General features: G+C 59.9%; 22 protein-coding genes. 4 read left to right on the plus strand and 18 right to left on the minus strand.

From position 1 onward, the window contains the following. Positions 1-105 precede the first annotated feature (105 nt). The 6 genes from B3M58_RS15610 to B3M58_RS15635 all read right to left on the minus strand — a co-directional run bounded on the left by B3M58_RS15610 (position 106) and on the right by B3M58_RS15635 (position 5,710). The gene (locus B3M58_RS15610) at positions 106-609 is read right to left on the minus strand and encodes a carboxymuconolactone decarboxylase family protein (RefSeq protein ID WP_296220446.1); all 504 of its coding nucleotides are present in this window, start codon (positions 607-609) and stop codon (positions 106-108) included. A gap of 2 nt (positions 610-611) precedes the next feature. Then, a complete protein-coding gene (locus tag B3M58_RS15615; RefSeq protein WP_296220447.1) occupies positions 612-1,784 on the minus strand; it encodes a thiolase family protein in 1,173 nt (390 codons plus the stop codon). Further along, a complete protein-coding gene (locus tag B3M58_RS15620; RefSeq protein WP_296220449.1) occupies positions 1,781-2,686 on the minus strand; it encodes a 3-hydroxyacyl-CoA dehydrogenase in 906 nt (301 codons plus the stop codon). The genes B3M58_RS15615 and B3M58_RS15620 overlap by 4 nt, the downstream gene beginning before the upstream one ends. 12 nt (positions 2,687-2,698) lie before the next feature. Then, positions 2,699-3,553 (minus strand): fumarylacetoacetate hydrolase family protein, encoded by an 855-nt coding sequence (locus B3M58_RS15625; protein WP_296220450.1) that lies wholly within the window; start codon positions 3,551-3,553, stop codon positions 2,699-2,701. Next, on the minus strand, positions 3,553-4,629 hold the full coding sequence (locus B3M58_RS15630) for an amidohydrolase family protein (protein ID WP_339627888.1): 1,077 nt from the start codon (positions 4,627-4,629) through the stop codon (positions 3,553-3,555). The genes B3M58_RS15625 and B3M58_RS15630 overlap by 1 nt, the downstream gene beginning before the upstream one ends. 349 nt (positions 4,630-4,978) lie before the next feature. Next, positions 4,979-5,710 (minus strand): TetR/AcrR family transcriptional regulator, encoded by a 732-nt coding sequence (locus tag B3M58_RS15635; RefSeq protein WP_296220454.1) that lies wholly within the window; start codon positions 5,708-5,710, stop codon positions 4,979-4,981. Positions 5,711-5,889: 179 nt separating this feature from the next. Here B3M58_RS15635 and B3M58_RS15640 point away from each other — a divergent pair, with 179 nt between their 5' ends. Next, a complete protein-coding gene (locus B3M58_RS15640) occupies positions 5,890-7,521 on the plus strand; it encodes an ATP-dependent acyl-CoA ligase (protein ID WP_296220456.1) in 1,632 nt (543 codons plus the stop codon). A gap of 318 nt (positions 7,522-7,839) precedes the next feature. Here the strand turns inward: B3M58_RS15640 and B3M58_RS15645 are convergent, their stop codons facing one another. Next, the gene (locus B3M58_RS15645) at positions 7,840-8,640 is read right to left on the minus strand and encodes an SDR family NAD(P)-dependent oxidoreductase (protein WP_296220457.1); all 801 of its coding nucleotides are present in this window, start codon (positions 8,638-8,640) and stop codon (positions 7,840-7,842) included. Positions 8,641-8,746: 106 nt separating this feature from the next. Between B3M58_RS15645 and B3M58_RS15650 the strand changes: the two genes are divergently transcribed. Continuing rightward, a complete protein-coding gene (locus B3M58_RS15650; RefSeq protein WP_296220459.1) occupies positions 8,747-9,502 on the plus strand; it encodes a DUF2889 domain-containing protein in 756 nt (251 codons plus the stop codon). A 160-nt stretch (positions 9,503-9,662) separates the two neighbouring features. Here B3M58_RS15650 and B3M58_RS15655 read toward each other — a convergent pair whose 3' ends face one another. The 4 genes from B3M58_RS15655 to B3M58_RS15670 all read right to left on the minus strand — a co-directional run bounded on the left by B3M58_RS15655 (position 9,663) and on the right by B3M58_RS15670 (position 13,634). Next, positions 9,663-10,238: an aromatic-ring-hydroxylating dioxygenase subunit beta gene (locus B3M58_RS15655; RefSeq protein WP_296220461.1), complete on the minus strand. Its 576-nt coding sequence runs from the start codon at positions 10,236-10,238 to the stop codon at positions 9,663-9,665. Positions 10,239-10,291: 53 nt separating this feature from the next. Further along, positions 10,292-11,692 (minus strand): aromatic ring-hydroxylating dioxygenase subunit alpha, encoded by a 1,401-nt coding sequence (locus B3M58_RS15660; RefSeq protein ID WP_296220463.1) that lies wholly within the window; start codon positions 11,690-11,692, stop codon positions 10,292-10,294. A gap of 219 nt (positions 11,693-11,911) precedes the next feature. Further along, positions 11,912-12,889, minus strand: coding sequence for a fumarylacetoacetate hydrolase family protein (locus tag B3M58_RS15665; RefSeq protein WP_296220465.1), 978 nt, complete (start codon positions 12,887-12,889; stop codon positions 11,912-11,914). 43 nt (positions 12,890-12,932) lie between these two features. Continuing rightward, positions 12,933-13,634, minus strand: coding sequence for an SDR family NAD(P)-dependent oxidoreductase (locus tag B3M58_RS15670; RefSeq protein WP_296220467.1), 702 nt, complete (start codon positions 13,632-13,634; stop codon positions 12,933-12,935). Between the two features lie 140 nt (positions 13,635-13,774). On the opposite strand from B3M58_RS15670, the gene B3M58_RS15675 reads away from it, so the two are divergent. Together B3M58_RS15675 and B3M58_RS15680 are read left to right on the plus strand one after the other, a co-directional pair. Further along, positions 13,775-14,173, plus strand: coding sequence for a Zn-ribbon domain-containing OB-fold protein (locus tag B3M58_RS15675; RefSeq protein WP_296220469.1), 399 nt, complete (start codon positions 13,775-13,777; stop codon positions 14,171-14,173). Beyond that, positions 14,173-15,363: a thiolase family protein gene (locus B3M58_RS15680; RefSeq protein ID WP_296220470.1), complete on the plus strand. Its 1,191-nt coding sequence runs from the start codon at positions 14,173-14,175 to the stop codon at positions 15,361-15,363. The genes B3M58_RS15675 and B3M58_RS15680 overlap by 1 nt, the downstream gene beginning before the upstream one ends. Before the next feature lie 18 nt (positions 15,364-15,381). Here the strand turns inward: B3M58_RS15680 and B3M58_RS15685 are convergent, their stop codons facing one another. The 7 genes from B3M58_RS15685 to B3M58_RS15715 all read right to left on the minus strand — a co-directional run bounded on the left by B3M58_RS15685 (position 15,382) and on the right by B3M58_RS15715 (position 22,832). After that, on the minus strand, positions 15,382-16,176 hold the full coding sequence (locus B3M58_RS15685; RefSeq protein ID WP_296220472.1) for an IclR family transcriptional regulator: 795 nt from the start codon (positions 16,174-16,176) through the stop codon (positions 15,382-15,384). Positions 16,177-16,283: 107 nt separating this feature from the next. Next, positions 16,284-17,876, minus strand: a complete 1,593-nt coding sequence (locus B3M58_RS15690) for an MFS transporter (protein WP_296220473.1) — start codon at positions 17,874-17,876, stop codon at positions 16,284-16,286. Between the two features lie 20 nt (positions 17,877-17,896). Continuing rightward, positions 17,897-18,781, minus strand: a complete 885-nt coding sequence (locus B3M58_RS15695) for a fumarylacetoacetate hydrolase family protein (RefSeq protein ID WP_296220474.1) — start codon at positions 18,779-18,781, stop codon at positions 17,897-17,899. A 2-nt stretch (positions 18,782-18,783) separates the two neighbouring features. Then, positions 18,784-19,725, minus strand: a complete 942-nt coding sequence (locus B3M58_RS15700; RefSeq protein ID WP_296220475.1) for a VOC family protein — start codon at positions 19,723-19,725, stop codon at positions 18,784-18,786. A gap of 91 nt (positions 19,726-19,816) precedes the next feature. Beyond that, on the minus strand, positions 19,817-20,578 hold the full coding sequence (locus B3M58_RS15705) for an SDR family NAD(P)-dependent oxidoreductase (protein WP_296220477.1): 762 nt from the start codon (positions 20,576-20,578) through the stop codon (positions 19,817-19,819). Between the two features lie 46 nt (positions 20,579-20,624). Further along, on the minus strand, positions 20,625-20,861 hold the full coding sequence (locus tag B3M58_RS15710; RefSeq protein WP_296220479.1) for a ferredoxin: 237 nt from the start codon (positions 20,859-20,861) through the stop codon (positions 20,625-20,627). A 318-nt stretch (positions 20,862-21,179) separates the two neighbouring features. Beyond that, on the minus strand, positions 21,180-22,832 hold the full coding sequence (locus B3M58_RS15715; protein WP_296220480.1) for a methyl-accepting chemotaxis protein: 1,653 nt from the start codon (positions 22,830-22,832) through the stop codon (positions 21,180-21,182). Positions 22,833-22,970 lie beyond the last annotated feature (138 nt).

The following is a 22,970-nucleotide window of genomic DNA, read 5'->3' on the forward strand; positions in this document are numbered from 1 at the left end:
CGCAAGCTGGATTTAGTTGAACGGTTTTTTACAATTTGACCAAATACACTGATAACAGCAGTCTGGCGTCAGAAATACCGGACGCCGAATGACTCGCCCACGGTTTCAGTAGGCTTGCTGGACATAAGTCATGCGACCGCCAGCCAACATCAGCGCGCAGTACATGTTCAGCTCTACCACCTGAGGCGAGGAGAAGTACTGCGACAATTGCGCATAATGCTCATCGCCGATGGTCATATAGTCGCTGGCAAATAACTCGGCGAAGCCCATGGCGGCTTGCTCGGCGGGGCTGAAGCGATCACTGTCGCTGCCCAAGCAGGCAATGTCTTCTTCGCTGACCGCATCGGACTTACGCGCCAACTGGCACGCCTGACAAGTGGTAATGCTGGCGATCTTCAAGCGCAGCAATTCCCGCAGCCGCTCATCAAGCTGACTGTCCTGTTGGAAGCTCTCCATCAGGGCCAGCCATGCCAACGCCACCGGCGGGCGGTGCGCCCAAACCTGTACAGGTTTCGACGAACTGAGCATACGACTGTCCTGACCTCGAGCAATCGCCTCACGCAGTTCGGCCGGCATCGCCGCCAAGCCCACCAGCGGGATGCGCGGCATGCTCAAAGCCGCTCGATGATGGTCGCGGTACCCAGACCACCGGCGCAGCAGATCGCTTGCAGGCCGTAGCGCCCGCCTCGTCGCTCCAGCTCGTTGAGCAAGGTCGTCATCAAGCGTGTGCCACTGGCGCCCAACGGGTGGCCTAGGGCGATGGCTCCGCCGTTGACGTTCAGCCGATCATGCGCCACCCCGGTCTCTTGCATCCAGGCCAGCGGCACGGAGGCGAACGCCTCGTTGACTTCGAACAGATCGATGTCATCGAGCGTCAGCCCGGCCTTGCCGAGTACCTTGCGGGTTGCCGCGATTGGGCCGGTGAGCATCAAGGTCGGATCCACCCCGACGGTGGTGAAAGCACGGATACGCGCACGGGCTTTCAAGCCCAGGCGTTTGGCGGTATCGGCGGACATCAGCAGCAGCGCCGCCGCCCCATCGGAAATCTGCGAGGAGTTGCCGGCGGTAATCCGCCCAGTGTCTGGACGGAAACTGGTTTTCAGGGTCGAGAGTTTCTCTCGCGTGGTGTCGCGACGGATGGTCTCGTCCGCCTGCAGCAGACCAGCGGGTTCGGTAAGCGAATGCTCGCGTAGCGCCTCGACCGGCACGCCAACCAGCTCATTGTCGAAATGCCCGGCATCGGCGGCTTGCGCCGCGCGGCGATGGCTGGCGAAGGCATAATCGTCCAGCTCATCGCGACTCAGCGACCATTTGTCGACCATCCGCTCGGCGGCCTCGCCCTGGCTGGTCAGCTCGTAGCGCTCGGCCGCCATCCAGCCGAAGGCTTCACCATGAATCTCGCGGTTACTGCCCATGGGCACGCGGCTCATATTTTCCGCACCACCGGCAATGATGATATCGGCGGCGCCTGCGGCAATCGCACCGACTGCCACATGCACCGCCGCTTCGCCGGAACCGCATTTGCGGTCCAGAGTCATGCCTGGAATGGTCTCCGGCCAGCCGGCACCCAGCAACGCCGTACGCGCGATGTTGGCGGACTGTTCACCGATCTGCGTCACGCAGCCGAAAATCACATCATCCACTTGCGCGGGCGCAAGGCCGGTCCGCTCCAGCAACGCATTGAGCACCAGCGAACCCAGATGATCTGCGCGCACGCCGGCCAGGCTGCCGCGGAAACGCCCGATCGGCGTACGCACGGCATCAACGATCACGATGTCGCTCATAGCGCACTCGCCTTGAGGCCGGAATTCGGCACCTGCTTACCGTCTTCATAGCGATACACGCCGCTCCCGGTCTTGCGCCCCAGGCGACCAGCCGCAACCATCTTGATGATCAGCGGGCACGGGCGAAATTTCTCGCCCAGGGTCTGGTGCAGGTAGCGCAATACCGACAGCCGGGTATCCCAGCCGGTCAGGTCGCCGAGCTCCAGCGGGCCCATCGGGTGGTTGAAACCCAGGCGTAGCGCAGTGTCGATATCTTCGGCGCTGGCCGTGCCTTCTTGCAGCATGTACATCGCCTCGTTGCCCAATAGCGCCGACATGCGGCTGGTGGTCAGGCCAGGCGATTCGTTGACGATGATCGAGGTCTTGCCCATGGCATCGCACAGCACACGGGTGCGCGCCACGGTTTCATCGCTGGTGGCCAGTCCGCGCACCAGCTCGATGAGTTTCATTTTGTGCACGGGGTTGAAGAAGTGCATGCCGATAACTCGATCCGGGCACGGCACGGCGGCGGCGATCTCGGTCACGCTCAACGCCGAGGTGTTGGTCGCAATGATCGCGCCCGGCGCCAGCAGTGGTTCCGCTTGCGTGACCACGGCCTTCTTCACCGCCAACTGCTCGGAGACGGTCTCGACCAGCCAATGCGCACCGGTTGCGGCTTCACTCAGATCGCGGCAGATAATCAAGCGCGCCAGGGACGCTTGTGCAGACTCTTCGGAGACTTTGCCGAGCTTGACCCCGGCACTCAGGATGCTCTCGATGCTGTCCTTGGCACGGGTCAGCGAGTCGGCATTAGTGTCGACCAGCAAGGTGGGATAGCCCGCGCTGGCGAAACCATGCGCGATACCGGTCCCCATGAGACCGGCGCCAACGACTACGACTTTCTCTTCTTTTTGTATGCTCATTTTCGCTCTCGATTAGACGCAGGACTTTTCGCTGACGGTATTGCGCAACGTACCAATGCCCTCAATCGTGGCCTCGACCACATCCCCGGGATTGAGGAACACCCCGGTTCCCATCCCGACACCGGCGGGTGAACCGGTAAAGAGAATGTCGCCACAGGCAAAACTGGAGCGCTGCTGGACAAAGCGGATTAACTGGCCGACATCCCAGGTCATCTCGGCGGTCGAACCATCCTGGCGCGTCTCACCATTGACCTTGAGGGTCAAGCGAACCTGTGGCGAACCCTCGGGAAACTCGTCCTTGGTAACGATCCAGGGGCCGACACCGGTCGAGCGGTCCTGGCTCTTGGCGGCAAACAGGTCCATGCCGATACCGGCCGGGCCGCTGCGCTGAAGATCGCGGGCACTGACGTCATTGCCAACGGTGTAGCCGAGCACACAGCCCAGGGGATTTTCCAGGTCGATCTCGGCACTGCCGATCACCACTACCAACTCCACTTCGTGATCGAGCTCTGTGGTCAACGGTGGATAGCGGATCGGGTCGTGTGCACCGATCAACGCGCCGTAGGCCTTAAGAAAGGCCACCGGTTGCGCCGGCGAGGCCAGACCAAAATCCTCGGATAAGTGCTTGGCATAGTTGGCACCCGCCACCACAACCCGGTTCACTGGCTCTATCGGCGGCAGCAGATGCACCTTGGACAACGGCAGCGTTGTTCCGCAAATCCGCAACGCGCTAATACCGGCGCCCCCGGCAACTGCGGGCGCCCAGGTATGGAACTCGCCGTCAATGGGGCGCACTTCATCACGGCCCGGGTCTACCACCGCCCAGAACACGCCGGTGTCGAGGTAAGAGCAACGAGCAAGCTTCATCAGACACCAACCTTGCCGACTTTCGCTGGATCGAGGCGCAGCAGTTCGCAGGCGTTCTTCCAGCGAATTTTCTGCAGATCCTCATCCGACAGGCGCAGCCCTTCGGTCAGGTCATGCCGTACGGCATCGCTGCCGCCGAAGTTGGAGCCGTAAAGGACCCGATCCGCGCCGATAACATCGACCATCGCCTGACGCATCGGCAGCTCATGCAGTTCCACATCGAAATAGAAGTTAGGCAGGTAATCCAGGAAGGGCTTTTTGTTGTGGTAGACATCCAGGTTCGGATTGGTCTGCGCCATACGGCCCAACTGGTAGGGCACGAAGCCACCACCGTGGGTGATGTAGATTTTCAGATTGGGGAATCGATCCAGCACGCCACCGTTGATCAGGTACCACAGGCACTTGGTTTCGTCGTAGTTCATACCGACGATAGCGGTAGTTTCATAACGGTCGGTGTTGGCTTCTTTGCCCCAGGTTACGGACTGGTTGTAGCCGTGCACGAAGATCGGCACGTCAAGATCGCACAGCGCCTGCCAAACTGGATCCAGTTCCGGAGAGTCATATTCCATCCCGCCAAAATTGGAACCACCGGCCACCAGGCCTTTGGCACCCAGCTCGGTAACGGCGCGACGAATCTCCTTGGCCGCCTCATGCGGCACGTTCAGCGGCGCATGCGCCCAGAACATCAGCCGATTGGGCGCGGCCGAGCAGTAGTCGGCCAGCACGTCATTGACCTTGCGCGCAAAGGGCACGGCGAACTCGGCTTCGGTCCAATACATGTAGCAGTGGCTCGGCACCGACAGAACCTGTGCATCCTGACCCGCCGCATCCATCGCGGCGAGGCGGTGGTTCGGGTCACGCCACTTGGCCATGTACTCCTCGACGTTCAGCGTTTCACCGCGCGCATGCGCCTCACGCAATGCCTTTTTACGCTCTGGCGCACCCAGCGACAGGATCCAGTCACCCACACGCAACTTGATGTCGCCATCGGGCTGAGCCTCAAAGGCCGGCCCCCAGTAGGGATGCTGGTTGTAATAGTCAGGATGAGGGGCGTGAGCGTGGAGGTCGATGAGCATGTTCCGGTACCTCGAGGTTGGCACTTTTATGGTTGTGTAGCGCGGGGCTTCCAGCACGATTCCAAGGTCAGAAACTGCATTGAAGAGATACGCACAGAGCCCGCAGTCAACGCAGAGCATAAGTTTAAAATGATCATAAATCAAAAATCTGTTCATATTATTTTCAAATAAGCGCAAAAGCCTCATGCCAGAGCCTGCCGAATGGCAGCCACAGACAAGCGCCCGCGCGCAGCAGAACAGCGGCAAAGTCTTGAGGGGTTTAGCGGAGGGAGCGGCAAGCTGAACGCCGCGCCACCCTCAATTGCTGAGGGCGACTACAAATACACCTGCGGGAACGGCGCGAGAACGATCAGCGGCGGTTACGCGAAGTCGAACCTATCGCCAGAGCGGTCACCAGCTTTTTGACGCGAACGGGCAAGAGGCGTCGGCCGGCGCTTTCCGGCACAAGAATCTCACTCAACACATAACGGATGATCATTTCGCAGATCAACTCACGGTCGAGCCTGACCCCCAACCGGGAATCCCATTCGTCGAAAACGATGTCCAGCAAGTCCTGAAAGCGCACGATGGAGTCATGGAAAATCCGCCGAAAGAAGCCCAGCGCATAATCGGGAGCCACCACCAGCAGGCGCCGTGCGCGGCTTTGCTCAAGGTAGTCATCCAAATAGGTAATCAGCGCATTCAAGCGCGCATCGGGATCCGTAAGGTCACCCAAAGCCAGGGTCAACGAACTGTGGAAACTATCGCGCTTATGCCGGGAAAAGGTATCCAGCAGGTCTTCCTGAGAAGAGAAGTAGCGGTAGAAGGTTCCTCGCGAAACACCCGCGACCTGGCAAACGTCAAGGATCGAGATGCGCTCGGCCCCAGAACGCAACACCACCTCTTCGGTCGCCACCAGGATATTGGCGATGGTCTCCTCGGAACGCCGATTAGGCTTAACCGGAGCACCATTGGTCGACAAGCCTACGCTCTTGGGCGAAGTCCTTTTGACCAGTGCTGCCGGTTTCTCCGCAACACTGACTTTCTTCTTCCGTGGCTTGGGTGCCGCGATTTGACCGGGCTGGATGGCGAGCTTGGGCATGGATAAACATACTCATTAAGCTAAAAAAAATGACATTACCACAGGATCTAGGCAGGACTGTCTGTTTTTGTTCAACTCTTTAAGGAAGACATTTCTTAAGTTCGAATATAGAATCGCATTCTCTCTTCAAAATAAAAGCAGCTTCCCAGTGGCTGGGTAGCCTCCAAAGGAGAATAGTCATGAGCGGTACTGGTCATCCAGACACTTGGGCAGTGGGCGAAAGAGACACTGTCATCGCTGCGCTTGAACGAGCAGTAGCAGGTCATCCAGACAAAGTTCTGTTGGATTTTAGCGGAGAATTATACACTTACGCAGAAGTTGACTCACTCTCAACCAGAATGGCCAACGCCCTGACCGCCCTAGGTGTCCAGGCCGGCGAAACCGTTTTAACCATGCTGGACAACAATATCGACGCGGTCGTCTGCTGGTTGGCGATCAACAAGCTGCGCGCCGTCAGCGTGCCCATCAATACCGCACTCAAAGGCGAGTTCCTGCGCCACCAGATAGCCGACACCGGTACGGCCCTGGTCATTTGCGAAGCGACCTATCTGGCACGTATGACGCCCCTGGCCGACCAGCTCACAGCGGTAAAGCAGATTCTCTATCGCGGCGAACTCGACACAGCGCCAGCCTGCAGCATTGCGATCGCGCCACTGGCCGAACATCGCGGCCAGGACGACACACCGCTCGCCACCAAGCCCGAACCGTCCGACCTGGCCTGCCTTATCTACACCTCGGGCACCACGGGGCCATCCAAGGGCTGCATGATCAGCTACAACTTCATGTGCAACCTGGCCCGCCTGCAACTGCGTGCCGGTCCGGCCAACGAGAACGATGTCACCATCACGCCGCTGCCGCTGTTCCATATGAACGCCCTCTGCGTCAGCATCATCGCCAGCATCCTGGTAGGTGCGCGCGCCGCCATCCTTCCACGCTTCTCGGTGTCCAACTTCTGGCAAGAAGTGGAACGCTCTGGCGCGACCATTGCCTCGATTCTTGGTGGCATGGGTGGCTTGCTCGCCCAGGCGCCGGACAACGACGCAATGAAGCGCTGCTTTGGGCAGATCCACACGGCACGTGGCAACCCGTACACCGAGGAAACCAAAAAAGTCTGGCGCGAGCGCTTTGGCACACGCCTGGTCGGCGGTAACGGCTATGGCCTCACCGAAGCCTGCGTGATCACCTCGCTGGCGGCTGGCGAATACGCGGCGCCAGGCTCTTCCGGCAAAAGAATTGCGGACTTCGACGTTCGCATCGTCGATGACAATGACGTGGAGGTGCCGGCCAATACTCCAGGCGAAATCGTAGTGCGGCCGTTGCGCCCCGACATTATGTTCCAGGGCTACTGGCAGCGCCCGGCAGACACCCTGAAACTGATGCGCAACATGTGGCTGCATACCGGCGATATCGGCAAGTTCGACGACGATGGCTTCTTTTATTTCGTTGATCGCAAAAAGGATTACCTGCGTCGCCGCGGAGAAAACATCTCCAGCTTCGAAATGGAAGCAGCGTTCGCCGTGCACCCGGCTCTAGCAGAAGTCGCCGTGCATGCGGTGCCGTCCGACAAAGGCGAAGACGACGTCAAGGTTACTGCGGTGCTGCATAAGAACGTGCAGCTTGAAGCGGAAGAACTATTCCGCTGGGCGACCGACTCGGTGCCCTACTACGCCTTGCCGCGCTACATCGAGTTTCGCCATAGCCTGCCGAAGAACCCACAAGGCCGGGTGCTCAAATACCAACTGCGCGACGAAGGGAAAACCGCTACTACCTGGGACCTCGAAGACACCGACATTAAGGTCTCGAAACGCTAAAAAACCCTCTCAGCAGCCGCCTACTCGCGCTCACCTCGTCCCTCGCAACGGGAACGAGGCGAGCGCGGCCACAACTGCCGGCATTGCAAACTCAGTCGTCCAAGCGATTGAAGCGAGCACACAGCAAGCTGCTGCGACGCGCCAGGTGCGCTACCGACCAAGTGCACGGAAATGGGCGACAGACACCGCCATGCAGATACGCCTATTGACGTCAGACTGCAGGCGAAACGCCCTGCCGCTTCGCCCCTGCAGTGCAGGCGAGCAAAGATACTGAGCGACAGAACGTATACGAGGCGCAACGGACGTTGCGCCTACGCCTCAATACTCGCGAACAGGCACGCCGGCCGGCCGTGAGTTGTAACCCGGCAAGTGCAAACCGCCGTCGACGTGGATGGTTTCACCGGTAACAAAGCGCGACATCTCCGAAGCCAAGAACACCACCACCGGGCCAATGTCCTCCTCCGGCTCGCCGCAGCGCCCCAGCGGTCGCATCGACGCGGATCGCTCGGCAAAACCAGGGTTTTCCTCGGCCAATTTATGAAAGGTCGCGCCCATGGCCGTCGGCGCGATGGCGTTCACCCGAATATTGAAACGACCCCACTCCGAGGCTGCGCTACGGGTCAGGCCGACAATCGCCGCCTTCGCCGTGTTGTAGTCACCGTGCAACCAGGCGCCAATCTCGGTGTCGATCGAATAGAAGTTGATGATCTTGCCGCCGCCACGCGCCTGCATATGGGGCAGCGCTGCCTTCATCGACCACCAGGCGGCCCACACGGTCGAGTTGAGGGTTTGCGCGAGCATCTCATCGGTCTTTTCTTCGAGCAGCACATTCGGCGTTGGCGCAAAGGCATTGTTGACCAGAATATCCAGGCCACCGAACTGCTCGACGGCCACCTGGATCGCAGCATCGATATCGCTTTTGCTGGACACATCGGTGCGCACGAACTGCGCTCGTGCGCCAAGCGCCCTCAATTCTTCGGCAACCGCGGCGCCGCTGACCGGATCGAGCTCGGCGACCACCACGGCAGCCCCCTCTTTGGCGAAGCTCAGCGCCACGCCCCGGCCAATACCACCACCGGCACCGGTGATCAGCGCCACTCGCTCATTTAGCAGTCCCATACGCATACCTTTCTTGTTGCTTGATGAACATTTTTTTCTATAGTGTTCAAATATAGCTTATTCCTGCGCACCCGGCACCCGCTGCAACCATAAAAGGATAATCCGCATGAGCATCTTTCGTCGCCGAGTTGAAATCGTATCGACAACACACGACAGCGGCGGCGAGGTGCGGGCGGCCCTGGAGGATGACTTTCATCATTTCCGCGTCTGCCTGCAGCATGAGCAAGGCGTACTGACCGCAATTGCTGGCGAAGCCTTGCGCTATCCCTACACCGCCTGCCCACAGTCCGGCGCGCAACTGGAACAATTGCTCGGCATGCCGCTCACCCGGGTAGCGCACTCGGTGACACGCCAAGTTGATGCTCAGCATCAGTGCACCCACCTGCTCGATCTGGCCGGCCTGGCGATTGCTGCGGCGGCGCGCGGCACCCCCTGGCGCCGCTATGACATTCAGGTACCGCCACGCACCGTCGGGTGCACACGGGCGACCCTGGAGCGCGACGGCGCGGCGCTGCTGGCCTGGGACGTTGAGGGCTCGCTCATCCAGGCCCCGGCGCCCTTCTCTGGCGTCAACCTGCGTGAAGGCATGGCCCGCTGGGCACTGAGCAACCTGCCTGACGAGGACGCCGAAGCGGTCCTGCTACTGCGCCGCTGTACATTGATCGCGCTTGGTCGCGCCTACAACCTGGACACGCAGGCGCATGCCGTCAGCAGCGGCCGTTGCTACAGCCAACAACCGAGCAGGGCTGAAAAAGCCTTGAGAATGATTGGCTCGACCTGGGATTTCAGCAGCGCACAAGCAGCGCTATGCGCCGATGATCAGGTCTGGCTGAAGCAGCGAAGCACAGCTGGAACCGCCTGATGGCGGCTCCGGTGAAGTGCATGCGTCGAGACGGGTCAAGCGGTGAGTAAACGACAGCGCGCAGCCTGACCCGCCGCCAGTGACCTTGAGGTGGACAAGCCTGCAGCATGTCCACCCTTGAGCTAGCGAAGATTCAGTGCCGCCCCCGACCTAGGACCGACTAGAGGAACACCGCGAGGTTCGGTGTGCCGAGTACGGCCTGGTCGATAATGACCTCACGACGCGCCAGCTTGAAACCGTCCGCCTCTAGGCGCAATACATCGCGGCGCTCGCCACTGACGATATCGACGTGATGGTCCTTGAAGCGGTTACGGGTCAACAACAGGTAGCTGGTGACGACGAACTCATCGGCCTTTGCCGTCTCCTCGACGAAGACATTAGTAACCAGCCGGCGGGTACGCGAGGGGGGATCCTCGGCCCAGGCGCTCTTGCCTGACAGACGCAGGATGCGCCCCATGATCGAGCGATAGTCATCGTGGTAATGCTGCACGCTACGCACGATGCTGGCCGATTGCTCGGCCTGCAGGCGGGTATGGCGCAACGGCACGGTGTAGATCAGATCGGTGGCAAGCCGCTCGCTCCACTCCTTGAGGCGAATCTGATCGAGCAGCGTGGCCTCCTCATAGAGGAAGGTCAGCACTTGGTTGTAGAGATCCGAACCAATAGGAACACGCTTGATGCCGACCGGTGAACCCGGCTGAATCTGCTCGGCACTGCGTTCTTGTACTTGAGCCATGGGTAACTCCCTGAAACGTATTGTTGTGATCGACGGATGAGTGAACGCGCAGATCAATCCTGCGCGGTCATCAGCTCATGCCAATACAACCACCAGTGCCATTGGGTATCGTCTTTGGTGAAACCTTCATTGACGATACCTGGACCCGGCCAGCCCTCGGGCGCGCCGGTTTCAAAGCAGGCTTGATACTTCATGGTGCTCTTGCGACCCATGGCGCCCTTGGCAGACAGCGTCATGTGCGGCCAGGTATCGGAGTCATCCTGCTCGACCATGCCTGAGGTGCCAAACAACTGAATGGTCTGCTTGAGCATCTTCTCGCGCAGCTCAGCCGGTGCATCTTTCTCGGCGAAGATCCAATTGACGAACTCGAGCTTATCGGGCCCGTGCGGCACATAGGCGTGCAAGGTCATGGAGCCGACCACAGTGCCGTCGGGCTGAGGAATGTAGACGAAACCAAAGAGAATGTTCGGGAACATACCGCCAACCTGCGGCGGCATAGTGGTCAGCACCTTGAGTTGGTCTTCGGTCAGATTGCGCGCCAATTGCTCAACCATGTCGCGGGTCATGCCAGCTGGCGGCAGCGCATCGAGCTTTTCCTGGACCGAGAGCTCGGCAGGGTCGAGCCCGGTGAGACGCTTAATCTTGCGCGCCAGATCAATACAGCGCAACGCGTGGCCATGCGGCGAGCTGATTTCCACGCCAATCATTTCCGGGCTCAGATCGGTACCTTCGCCCTCGCCCTCACCCTTCTTGGCATAGTTGCCGACCTCGCCCAACCAGCGGTGCAAGGTCAGGGTATGGAAACCGTCTGCTGCCGACTGTTCGCCAGCGGTCTTCCAGTTGGCGTTGACGATGAAGCGCTGCGGTGGGCCCAGCACCTCCATGCCTTTGTCACTGCGACAGAAGAGCATGTCGTAGTACCACTTGGCATCGCCCAGGAACTCGTCGAAGGAAGGCCCATCGATGTTCCAAGTGGCGAAGATCAGGCCACCGTAAAGCGTCACACGGGCCTTCTTCAGCCCCAGCTCTTCTTTGGCCAGCATCTTGCCGTGCATGCACTCGCGCTCAATCGGCGAGCCGATGAAGTCGCCATTGGGACGGAACGCCCAACCGTGATAAATGCATTTGTGGATCTGCGTATTACCGCAATCGGCAGTACTGATACGCATGCCACGGTGCGGGCAGACGTTCAGCGATACGAAGACTTCGCCGTCCTTGCCACGGGCAGCAATCACAGAATCCGAACCCATGTCGCGCACCATGAAATCGCCCGAGTTGGGGATTTCCGATTCGTGCCCGAGCAGAACCCAGATCTTGCCGAAGATTTTCTCCATCTCCAGCTCGTAAATTTCCCGATCCGACAGCACACGCATTTGTACTTCGCGGGTCGAGGGATAGATAAGGTCCGAAACCTTGGTTCCGTCAGACAACACAGGGCTTGTTGTTGTTAGCATGATTGCCTCCTGTTCAGGGCGCTACGGCGATACGGCGAGTTGAGCCGCAACAAAATATAAGACACTTTTATAGAAAATGTACACCTAATAGCACTTTAGCCGACGTATAAATGCGTTGCCTGCAAGTGCCTAACACGCCACAAGCATCATGCGGCGGGCTTTAGCGACGAATTAACAGCAGTCGAAAAGTACACATCAGGACACAGTTTGATCGGCCGTTCACACACGCGTACGCAGTACACCGAGACCATCGACTTCCAGCTCGACCAGATCACCCGGCTTCAAGTAGCGCAACTGCTCCAGGCCACAACCATTGCCCACCGTGCCCGACCCTAGAAACTCACCGGGATAGAGGGTTTCCGAACGAGATACATGGGCGATGACATCCTCGAAGCGCCAGCGCATGTCACGGGTATTGCCACGCCCCCACTCCTCACCGTTGACCCGTGCAACCATGTTCAGGTCGTAGGGGTCGCCGAGTTCGTCGGCCGTCACCAGGCAAGGCCCCATGATGTTGCCGGTATCGAAGTCCTTGCTCTTGGCAGGGCCGAGCATGCCGGGCATCTCTTGGGCCTGGGCATCGCGCGCGCTCATATCGTTGAAGATGGTGTAACCAACGATGTGCGAACGGGCGTCCTCGCGGCTGATGTCCTTGCCACGCTTGCCGATGTAACAACCAAACTCCAACTCGAAGTCCATTGCCTTGCTGTAGCTCGGCCATTGAAACTCGTCGTCGATACCAATGACCGCGAAGCGGTTGCATTTGTAGTAGATCGGCTGGCGGTTGAAGGTCTCAATCACGCGATCGTCCGCCCGGGTATTCATCTCCCGTAAGGTGGCCTCAGGATCAGGCGTGCGCAGCGCTCGCGCCCGGCGTGCCGCGGCGAAGCTCTGTCGCAGGTGCAGCTCGAAACAGGAGCAATCGCGCATTTGCGGAGGCGGCTGGATCGGCGCTCGCAGCTTCACCGCATCGCGCTGTAACACCGCAGCGGCCGGGGCTTTCGCCAGCAGCGAGCGGGCCAATGCGAGCGCCGGCTCACCGGCCTCGACCAACGCCAGCACGCTGGCAAGCTGGGCGCTTTCACGCCCCTGCAGTGCGCGGTAAGCCTGCTGTAAATCGAGCACAACCTGGTCGTTCTCGAGCAAGGCACCGGCGCGCTCGAAACCTGCATCATCGGTGAAGGTCACAAGTCTCATTGGCTATCAGTTCCCATCGAAATTACCTCGCGGACCACGCGCTTCATACTCGTCCCGCCACAGGCAGGCAGGCACCTGTCACCACTGCGGCGTCATCCGACAGGAGGAAGGCAATTACCCCGGCTAACGCGACAGGTGAGACCCAGCGACTGGCGTCGGCATCCGGCATGTCTGCGCGATTAGTCGGCGTGTCGATGATGCTCGGCAACAGCGCATTGACCGTGACGCCTCGATCCTTCAGCTCCTCGGCCAGCGCTTCAGTCAAGCGCGCGACCCCAGCCTTGGATGCAGCATAGGCGCCCATGCCCTGCGCAGCTTTCACCGAGGCCAGCGCACCGATATTGACAATACGCCCGGCCGCTGAAGCCAGTAGGTGCGGCAGTGCCGCCTGGCAACTGACCACGGCGGTACGCAGGTTCATCTGGTACAGGCGATCCCAGGTTTCCAGGCTGCCGTCTTCCAGCGTTTCCCAGGCAAAGCCGCCCGCCACGTTGACCAGGCCATCAATGCGGCCGAAATGCTCGGCGACGCTGGCCAACGCAACTTTTGCCGAATCCGCAGACGTCAGATCGACGCCCCCCAATGCCAGCAGATTCTGCACACCACGCAAGGCAGGCGGGGCATCCGCACGGTCGAGCAAGGCGACGCGCGCGCCCCGCTCCAGCAACAGCTGACCTAAGCTACTACCCAGCGCACCAAAGCCGCCGGTGACGATGACAATCTTGTTCTGCAAAGACGGGGACATCGTGGAGTTCCTCTTGTTATTTACGGTTCGGCTATGGCGATGAACACCAGTGCGGACAGATTAAATATGACACTTTTCAAAAATATGTACAAATGCTAACGTAAAGCCATGCGCCGTAGCCGCCCCCTCAGGAATACCTGATGCCTAGAAAACTGCCCGCCCTCAACGCCGACAATCGCGCCTTCTGGCAAGGTGGCGAGCGCGGTGAACTCTTGATTCATCACTGCCGTGGCTGCGAACACTTTTTCCATCCACCGGGACCGATATGCCCGCACTGCGCGAGCTTGGACGTCGAACCGCGTGCGGTTTCCGGCAAAGGCAAGGTGCTGAGCTACACCCTTAACTACCAACCGTGGATCGCCGAACTCGAAGTCCCTTATGTCGTCGCGATCATCGAATTGACGGACCAGCCTGGCCTGCGCTTCGTCAGCAACGTGGTGGGCATGGACCCGCTCGCGGTTCGTATCGACATGCCGGTACGGGTTAGCTTTTTGAACGTCGACGACGTCTGGCTGCCACTGTTCGAAAGGGATCAATGATGTTCGATCATCGCTATGAGAAAGAGGTCGCTATCACCGGCATCGGCCAGTCCGAAGTGGGTCGGCCGTCTTCGAAATCGGCTATGCGCCTGACCGTAGACGCTTGCCTGGAAGCCATCACCGATGCCGGACTCGAACGTAGCGACATCGATGGCGTGGCCTGCTGGCCAGGCGACAACAACAATGGCGATCCCTTTTCGCCAGTCGGCCCCAGCGCCCTGAAGAGCGCTCTGGGATTGAACGTCAACTGGTTTGGTGGTGGTTACGAGGGCCCAGGCCCGCTGGCCGGCGTGATCAATGGCGCCATGGCGATTGCCGCGGGGTTGTGCAATCACGTCTTGGTGTTTCGCACCATTACCGAGGCATCGGCACGGGTACATAACAAGCAGTCTGGCGCGCTGAGCAACAAGACCCAGGGCCGCGACAGTAGCTACGCCTGGCAATGGTTCACGCCGTTCAATGTGCTGTCGGGCATCAACCTGATGGCACTGTATGCCCAGCGGCACTTTCACGAATACGGCACGCAACCCGAACAGCTGGCGCAGATCGCCCTGACCTGCCGGCAGAACGCGATGCGTAATCCGAAAGCCATCTACCGCACAGCGATGTCGATGGACGACTACATGCAGTCGCGGATGATTTCTACACCGCTGCGTATGTTCGATTGCGACGTGCACTGCGATGCCTCGACTGCCATCGTGCTGTCGCGCCGGGATGCCGCGCGAGATTTACGCCAGCCACCGATCCGCATTGAAGCCATCGGCGCCTCGCTAAACCAGCCCTGGTCCTGGGATCAGATATCCCTGACCGAAATGGCGGCGTTCGATGTCGGCCGGATGATGTGGGCACGCACCGACTACACACCCAGCGACGTCGACTCAGCCCAGCTCTACGATGGTTTCTCGATCCTCACCCTGATCTGGCTGGAGGCACTGGGACTTTGCCCGGTGGGCCAGAGCGGCGCCTTCGTCGAGGGCGGACAACGGATTGCCCTGAACGGCGAACTGCCGATCAATACCAATGGCGGCCAGCTATCGGGAGGCCGCACCCACGGCCTGGGCTATGTACACGAGGCCTGCTTGCAACTGTGGGGGCGTGCAGAGGGCCGGCAGACTGCCGAGCACCGCGTCACGACAGTAGCGGCAGGCGGCGGCCCACTCGGCGGCAGCCTGCTGCTGGTCAGGGAATAACCGGCCCAGCGCTGGACCTCAGAACAGCACGCTGCTGAGTTCTGAGCAGAATTCGATAAGCGCCTCGCCCAACGCCTGGATACCTTCCTCGTCGCGCTGACCGCGAAACAGCACGGCCGAAACGGTGAAGTCGATGGAGCCTGAGGGCGAGTACACGGGCGCAGCGATGGCCAGAATGCCGACGGAAAAATGCCCATCGTCCATCGCCCAGCCACGCTCCGCCGCTTGTCGTACTTCTTCCCGATATGTCTCGAGTGGCAAGGGCCGAGACCAGCGAATCCCCTCGAAAGCCGCTTGGATTTCCGGGTCATCCAAGTCCATCTGTGTAGCAAACAGCCGGCCGCTTGCCCCCATCAGCATGGGTAGGCGCTGCCCTTCAGCCATGTCGATGCGCACATCGGTGGGGCTGGCCGCGGAGCTCACAATCACGATGCGATCCGAGCCGATGCGGCGCCACAGTGTGACCGTCACTCGCAGGCGCGCCGCCAGGTTTTGCAGCAGCGGCTTCGCCAACTGCACCCGCTGCCCCTGGGTGACCAGTTGCTCGACCAACCGGGCCAACCCCAGCCCGGCGGAGTAGCGCTTCGACATGGGATTGAAATCGACCACATCCTCCATTACCAGCGTACGCAGGATGTTGAAGCAGGTGCTGGGATTGATCGATAAGCGCCGGGCAATATCCACCGAACGCTCGGGCGTGCCGATCTGACTCAGGTAGCGGAGAATACGAATCGCATTGGCAACCGGCTTAACCGTAACGGCACCAGTAGACTTATGACTGTCGCTGAAATCTACAACGTCGGAGGCGTCCATAAGGGGTTCTCGATTGGTCTAGCGGGAGCAGAGCTCAATTCTATAACGAGAACAATATGTCGCAACAAATTTAATATAGAGATTTCAGACCGAAACCCTCATCTCACTCAAAATACCTCTGCCGGAGCCTGATAGATATACCGCCTGGTTGCTCGGGGCTCGATACGAAATCGGGTCAGACCACGCTCAAGAAACTCATCGGCCAGGGTCACTCGCTCCTGCTGACGCAGATAGTCCAGCCAAGACTCGACGATAAAACGCTCAACATAGTGATCGGTTTCGGCGAGGTCACGATAAAGACGCCAATTCTGCGCGCCGTTGCGCCGCCGTGACTGACCAACGGCGTAGACAATACGCAGGAAGTCGTCACGCTCGCCATCGCTCACCCGGTAGCTGATCTCCACACAGACTGGCCCGTCGTCATGGGACACCTCGCCCGCCAGCACCAGCTTGTCGGTCTGCTGGGCGTAGGCGAAATCCGCTTCCCGGCCCATGGCAATCTGACTTCCGCGAGTCAGCAACACCCCCAACAGGATGCTCGACGCCGACAGCAATAGGCTGTTTTCCAGCCCCAGATACTGCGCCAACGCGCCCCACAAGACGCCGCCCACGGCCATCGAACCCATCAGCACCAACAGGTAGACCGAAGCAACGCGGGCGCGCACCCAGTTCGCCGCATAGGTTTGCACCACGGTGGAGATGGTCGCGTTCACCGCCATCCAGCCCATGCCGGCGAGCAGTAACATCGCGCAGACCACCGCCTGGCTGTGCGATAGCGCCGCCGCCAGAGTCGCCGCGGCGAAGGCAAAGGCACCGGCAACGATCAACCCGCGCAGGGGGAAACGTCGGTACATGCTGGTCAAACCGAGAGCCGCCAGCACCGCGCCGGCACCCATGAAGGCCATCAGCAGGCCATAGCCACCTGCATCCATGCCCAACTCGTCCTTGGCCACCAGCGGCATCAGTGCCCAGAGCGCGCTGGCGCAACTGGTGAAGACGAACACCTGCTTGAGCGCGCTGGACAGCACCGCCGAGTGGCGGATATAGCGCAGGCCGCTGCGCATGCCTCCAACCAGGGTTTCCGGCGGCAGCCCGTCAACACAGGTTCTGGCTGGCAAGCGGACAATGATGTAGACGATCACCGCGATCATGCACAGAGCGATGACCAGGAACACCGAGGCACTGTTCCACCAGGCGATCAGAGCGCCGGCCAGGGCTGGGCCCAAGGCGCGGGTGGCATTGATCGAGATGCCGTTGAGCGCTACCGCCGCGGGGACCTGCTCGCGCGGGATGACGCCGACCAGCGTGATCATCCAAGCCGCCATACCCAGCGCGCTACCGGTACCTAGAAGAAAGGTAAATAGCAGCAGCGACCAGGCTTTCAGCAGGTCGAACCAGGCCAGCAAGCAGAGCGCCGTGGCTGCTCCGAGCATCGCCGACTGGGTAAATAGCAACAGGCGCCGCGGGTCCATGCGATCGGCGAGCACCCCGCCGAGCAGGCCGAACAGAAACACAGGCAGGGTGATCGCGGTCTGCACCAGCGACACCATCAAGGGCGAGCCCGACAACAGGGTCATGATCCAGGCCGCGCCAACCGTCTGCATCCAGATCGCCATATTGGCCACCGCGCAGGCGAGCCACAGCCCGACGAACAACCGGTGGCGCAGCGGCGCCCAGAAGGAAGCGTGCCCCGATACCATGGCGCCTTGCTTGTCCAGACTCATTGGCTGGCAGGCAGCCCCAGCCGGCCGACCTCTCGTGCCGGATGCAAGCGACGTGGCGCACCGACGCAGTTGCGCAGCTGGCCGATGCCCTGGATTTGCGCCTCGACCCAGTCTCCGGGCTCAAGAAACCGCCCGCTTTCCAGGCCAACCCCGTGGCTGGAGCCAGTGAACAGCAGATCACCAGCACGCAAGGCGATCCGTGCATCGAGGTAGTTGAGCAGCTCGTCGATGGGAAAGAGCATGTTGCGGGTATTGTCCTGCTGGCGCTGTTCGCCGTTGACGCTCAGGCTCATCTCCAGTTCCGGTTGCCCGGCACCGCCCAACTCATCGAGCGTGACGATCCAGGGCCCGAGCGGAGTGGTGCGATCCATGGCTTTTTGCGTGAGCAGGTCGAGACGCCCGATCTGCCGACCGGCATCGCGCGCACTGATGTCGTTGCCCACCGTATAACCCAGCAGGCAACTGCTCGCCTGCGGCTCATCCAGCAAAGGTCGAGCAACCACGGCCACCAGTTCGATTTCGTAATCCAGTTCGGCCGTCAGCAGCGGATACTGAATAGCGTCAAATGGGCCGATCAGGGCCGAGTCTGGCTTCAGATACGCCAGGGTATGCGCCGGAGCAGGGCTGCCCAGGCGCTGCAAATGGCTCAGGTAGTTCAACCCCACACCAAAAACCCGAGCCCCAGGCTGCAAGGGCGGCAACAACTGGCAATCAGCCAATTCAATGCGTTCGTCGGCCAAATCCAGCGCCGCAATGCCTTGCAAAGCCAGTACCGCCGCCCACTCGGCAAAAGGCGCACGGATGCGCCTTAGCGGGCCGGATGCCGACTCCAGACTCGCCCAGAACGCCTCACCGGCAAACTCAACCCGTGCCAGACGCATGCTTAGCGCTTGCTGGCCAGGTATTCCGCATCCAGCACTTCTTCAGGTGTGCGCACACTTGGCCCGAGGATCGGCCCCACCATCTCGTGCCCCCACAGGCTCAAGGTCTCGGGGTTGAGTTCGTATGGATCACCCTGCCAGGGTTCGATCTCGGCAATCGTTTCGAAAGCGAAACCCGATGGATTGAAGTGGTAGAAGGACAGGTGTGGATCCTGGCTATGCTGCCCCAGGGTCATCATCATCGGCAGTTCGCGCTTTTTGACGATGTCGTAGGTTTCACCGACATCGCGCACGTTGCGTACGAACAGGCCGACATGCTGCACGCCCATGCGACCAGGACCATGGCCATAAGCGATGTCATGGCTGGTGTGATGGTTGAGCTTGGCGCGGAAAAAGCCAGTACGGCCCTTACCGGCGCCAGCGCCATACCAGTGAAAGCCCATCACATTGAGCAGAAAATTTTCCAGCTCCGGGGTGTATTCCGGAGTGATCAAGACCACATGCCCGGCCCCCCGCTCGTCGGCGAGAAAGCCGGTATGCGGACGCCCAGGAATAAAGGAGTGCGGCGTCCATTTCTGCCCATAGAACAGCTCGTGCTGATAACCCACCGGATCGCGAAAGCGGACCACCTCGCGCACACCGCGCTTTTCACACAAGGCGGCGTCGCCACGGGTGAAGGCGACACCCGCAGACTCTAGCCGCTTTAAACCGTCTTCAAAAGCCATGCGGCCAACCGCCTCCCAGCCGATATAGGCAATGCGATCGATCTTACCGGGGTGGAAAGCAAAACGATGACGGCGATCATCGATGCGAAAATACAGCGAATCCGCATCGCTTTCCGGGGAGCGGCCAATCCCGAAACCCATCACCTGCGGACCATACTCACGCCAGGCGTCGAGGTTCGCAGTTTCGAAGCCCATGTAGCCGATGCCAATGATGTCCATGACGCGCCACCTTTCTTGTTCGATTATTGCTCGTAGCGGCCGCTACTGGGGCGGCCACGGTGAATTCATAGCCCACTACCAGCAAAGACGCCTAAACGGCCAGCAAACCGCCGTCGATGACAAAGTCGGAACCAGTCACGAACGAGGCTTCGCTAGACGCCAGGAACAAGGCCAGGGCAACGACCTCTTCGGGTTCACCTGGACGATCCATCAAGACACCGTCGAGTAACGCCGCACGGGCCACTGGATTTTCAAGAAACGCGGCGGTACCCGGCGTGGCGACAAAACCCGGGCTCAGGCTGACCGCGCGGATACCCACCGGAGCGCCCTCCACCGCCAATTGCCGAGTAAAGGAAACTACCGCGCCCTTGGCTGCGGCATGGGCGGCGATGCCGGCCACTTTGGAACCACCCCAGGCGGCAGTCGACGAAACATTGATGATCACACCGCGCTGTTCGGCCAGATGGTGCCAGGCGTATTTAGTGGTGTAGAACAGCAGATCGATTTCATTGCGCATGGTGTAACGCCAATCCTCGATAGAGAACTCGCTCACCGCACCGAAACGCGCCGCCGACGCATTGTTGTAGAGAATATCGATGCGCCCATGCTCGGTGACGGCTGCATCAATCCAGGCCTTGGCCTGCTCGTGATCACCCAGGTCGACGGGCGCATAACCGTAGAGGTGCAAGCCCTCGGCCTCAAGCAGCGTCGCCGTTTCCGCATGCCCGGCACTGTTGAAATCGCAACCGACCACAATCGCGCCTTCGCGGGCGAAACGCAGCGCGGCCACCCTGCCCTGGCCACCACCGGTACCAGTAATCAGTGCCACCTTGTTCTGTAAACGACCCGCCATAACAGCCTCCACACCTATGAGTTACGCCTTATTCCTGCGGGAGAGCTCAGGCAGAGCCGTCTTCGGCGGTAATGTCTTCAAGCCAGATCGCCTCGGCGGGGCAGGCTGCGGCGCCCTCGCGGGCTTCCTCTTCGAGCTCGGGCGGCACGACTTTATCTTCAAGATAAACCAAGCCGTCCGCATCGAGCTTGTAGATACTGGGGCAGATCGAAGCGCACAGGCCATAACCACAGCAACGGCTGCGGTCGGCAACAACGTGGAAGCGGGCTTTCTCGGAACTCATTTTTATTCTCCTCACCAGAGCTCAGCACAAGAAAATAATGAACACTTTTCTTAAGTTTGTAAACATCTTGATCGAAAGCACGCTGACGCGCGAAAAAATGCTTACCAAAGCACCTTGATATATGAAAACAGACGCTTGCAGTGCGGCGCTAAATCCAGCGAGGCGACCAGTAAAAGCTACTGAAAGTCCGAAATCCATACAAAAATGCACGATTATTTATCTTTTGTTTAACAAATCCCAAATCATCTATACAGACGGCCGATAGAGGCCATGCCCGGAGGATGCCCAACGGTGGCACTGACAACGACGCGGGCCCCGTCAGCTTTCAAACCGAAAACGACTCACGGCCAGGTTCAGCTCCCCGGAAAGCTCGCGCAGGGAGGCCACGGCATTGGAGACCCGTTGTGTGATGGCGTCGCCCTCACCGGCCATCCGCGCGATGTGTTCGACGCTTGAGGCGATATCGCGCCCACCCTCGCTTTGTACGCGCACCGCATTGGCAATCAAATCCACCCCACGGGTAGAGTCGCCCACCAGGCGTGCCGCCTCCAGCAAGGTGCGCTCTAGCTCGCCCAGCAGCTTATCGCTGTCATCCAAGGCCACGTTACCGGCGCGCAAGGCCTTTTCGACCACACCCGACTGGCTTTCTAGCTTTAATGTCAATTCGTTGATCGAATTCGCCGCCAGCGCTGAGCGCTGCGCCAGGTTGCGCACTTCGTCGGCCACCACGCTGAAACCGCGACCGCTTTCACCGGCGCGCGCGGCTTCAATGGCGGCATTCAATGCCAATAGATTGGTCTGCGCGGAAAGCTCCTTGACCTGGTTGATACTGGCAGTGATCGCCGAGGTGCTCACGACAAAATCGCCCACAGAGCCGCTGATGGCGAGAAAGGCATGGCGCACGCTGTCGATCTCCTTGAGCAAGCGGCTCAAGGCCAGTTGCCCCGCCTCGGCACCGCGCAAGCTGGCGTCGGCGGAAGAGCGCAGGTCCTCGGCATTCGCGGAAATCGAAGCGACACCTTCACTCATCTGCTCGACCGTCGACGACACCTCGGTGACCGCACGCGCTTGTGTGGTGGCGCTCTCTGCCACCTGGGCCGAAGTGACCACCAATTCTTCGGCCGATGAGCCAACCGAGGCCGAGACACCAGCCACCTGGCGCACTGCGACCTGGAAGCCATCGATCAATTGATTGAACGCTTGCGCAGTCCTGGCAATCTCGTCACGTCCGATGATTTTCACCCGCTGGGTCAAATCCCCATCACGCAGCTTAATAGAGGCATCCTCAATGGCACGGATGGAGCGGATGATCTGCACCCGCAACAACAGACTAACCACTACCGCCAGGCAAATAGCCAATAACAGGGTCACCGCAAGCACCTGAGTGACTTTGCGCACCAACTGACCGGCATCGGTGAAAGCTTTCGAGGTCAGTTCTTCCTGCAATACCAGTAAGCGGCTGAACTGCCCCAGCAGGCTGTTGTAGTCCGCCCGCAGACTGCCCAGCATCGCCGTCGCTTTCAGTTGATCGGTGAGCGCCTTGTCCTTCAGCTCGGCCAACCCCTGGACAACCACTGCGGCTTGAGCTTGCAGGTCGCGGTAGAACGCTCGCTCCTCGTCGCTCAAGTGTTCTTCGGCCGCGCTCTTGTCCAGCCCCGTGAGCATTTCGCCAGCGCTGAGATCCATTTCCTCAAGATAGAACTCCAGCTCTTCGACAGAGGCCTCGCCGTTCGACTCGAGAATTCGCACGACAGTGGCATAGGCATTGACCATCGCGGCCTGGGACGCCGCCGAAATATCCAGCGCCTGCTTGTACTGCTTGACGCGCAGCTGTTCGATCTCGTCCAGAACGGCCTGCTGACGGGTCAGTCCCTGGTAGGCGACAGCAGAAATAATCAGTAGGGAAAACACGAACAGAGCGGGCAGGACGAGGAGCTTGGCCCCAATGGAGAAGCGGTTGAGCGATAGCATCGTTTTACCCATTTGTTGTTGTTATATGGCGCTTCGACGTGACATGACTAGACAGCTAATCCACTCTGCCATATTCTGAATGCAAGATTCAATTCTTAAATCAGAATCTAAAGATCGCTAGACCGCTACGACACTTGC

It is taken from the genome of Pseudomonas sp. UBA2684 (genome assembly GCA_002354655.1).
Classification (GTDB): Bacteria; Pseudomonadota; Gammaproteobacteria; order Pseudomonadales; family Pseudomonadaceae; genus Aquipseudomonas.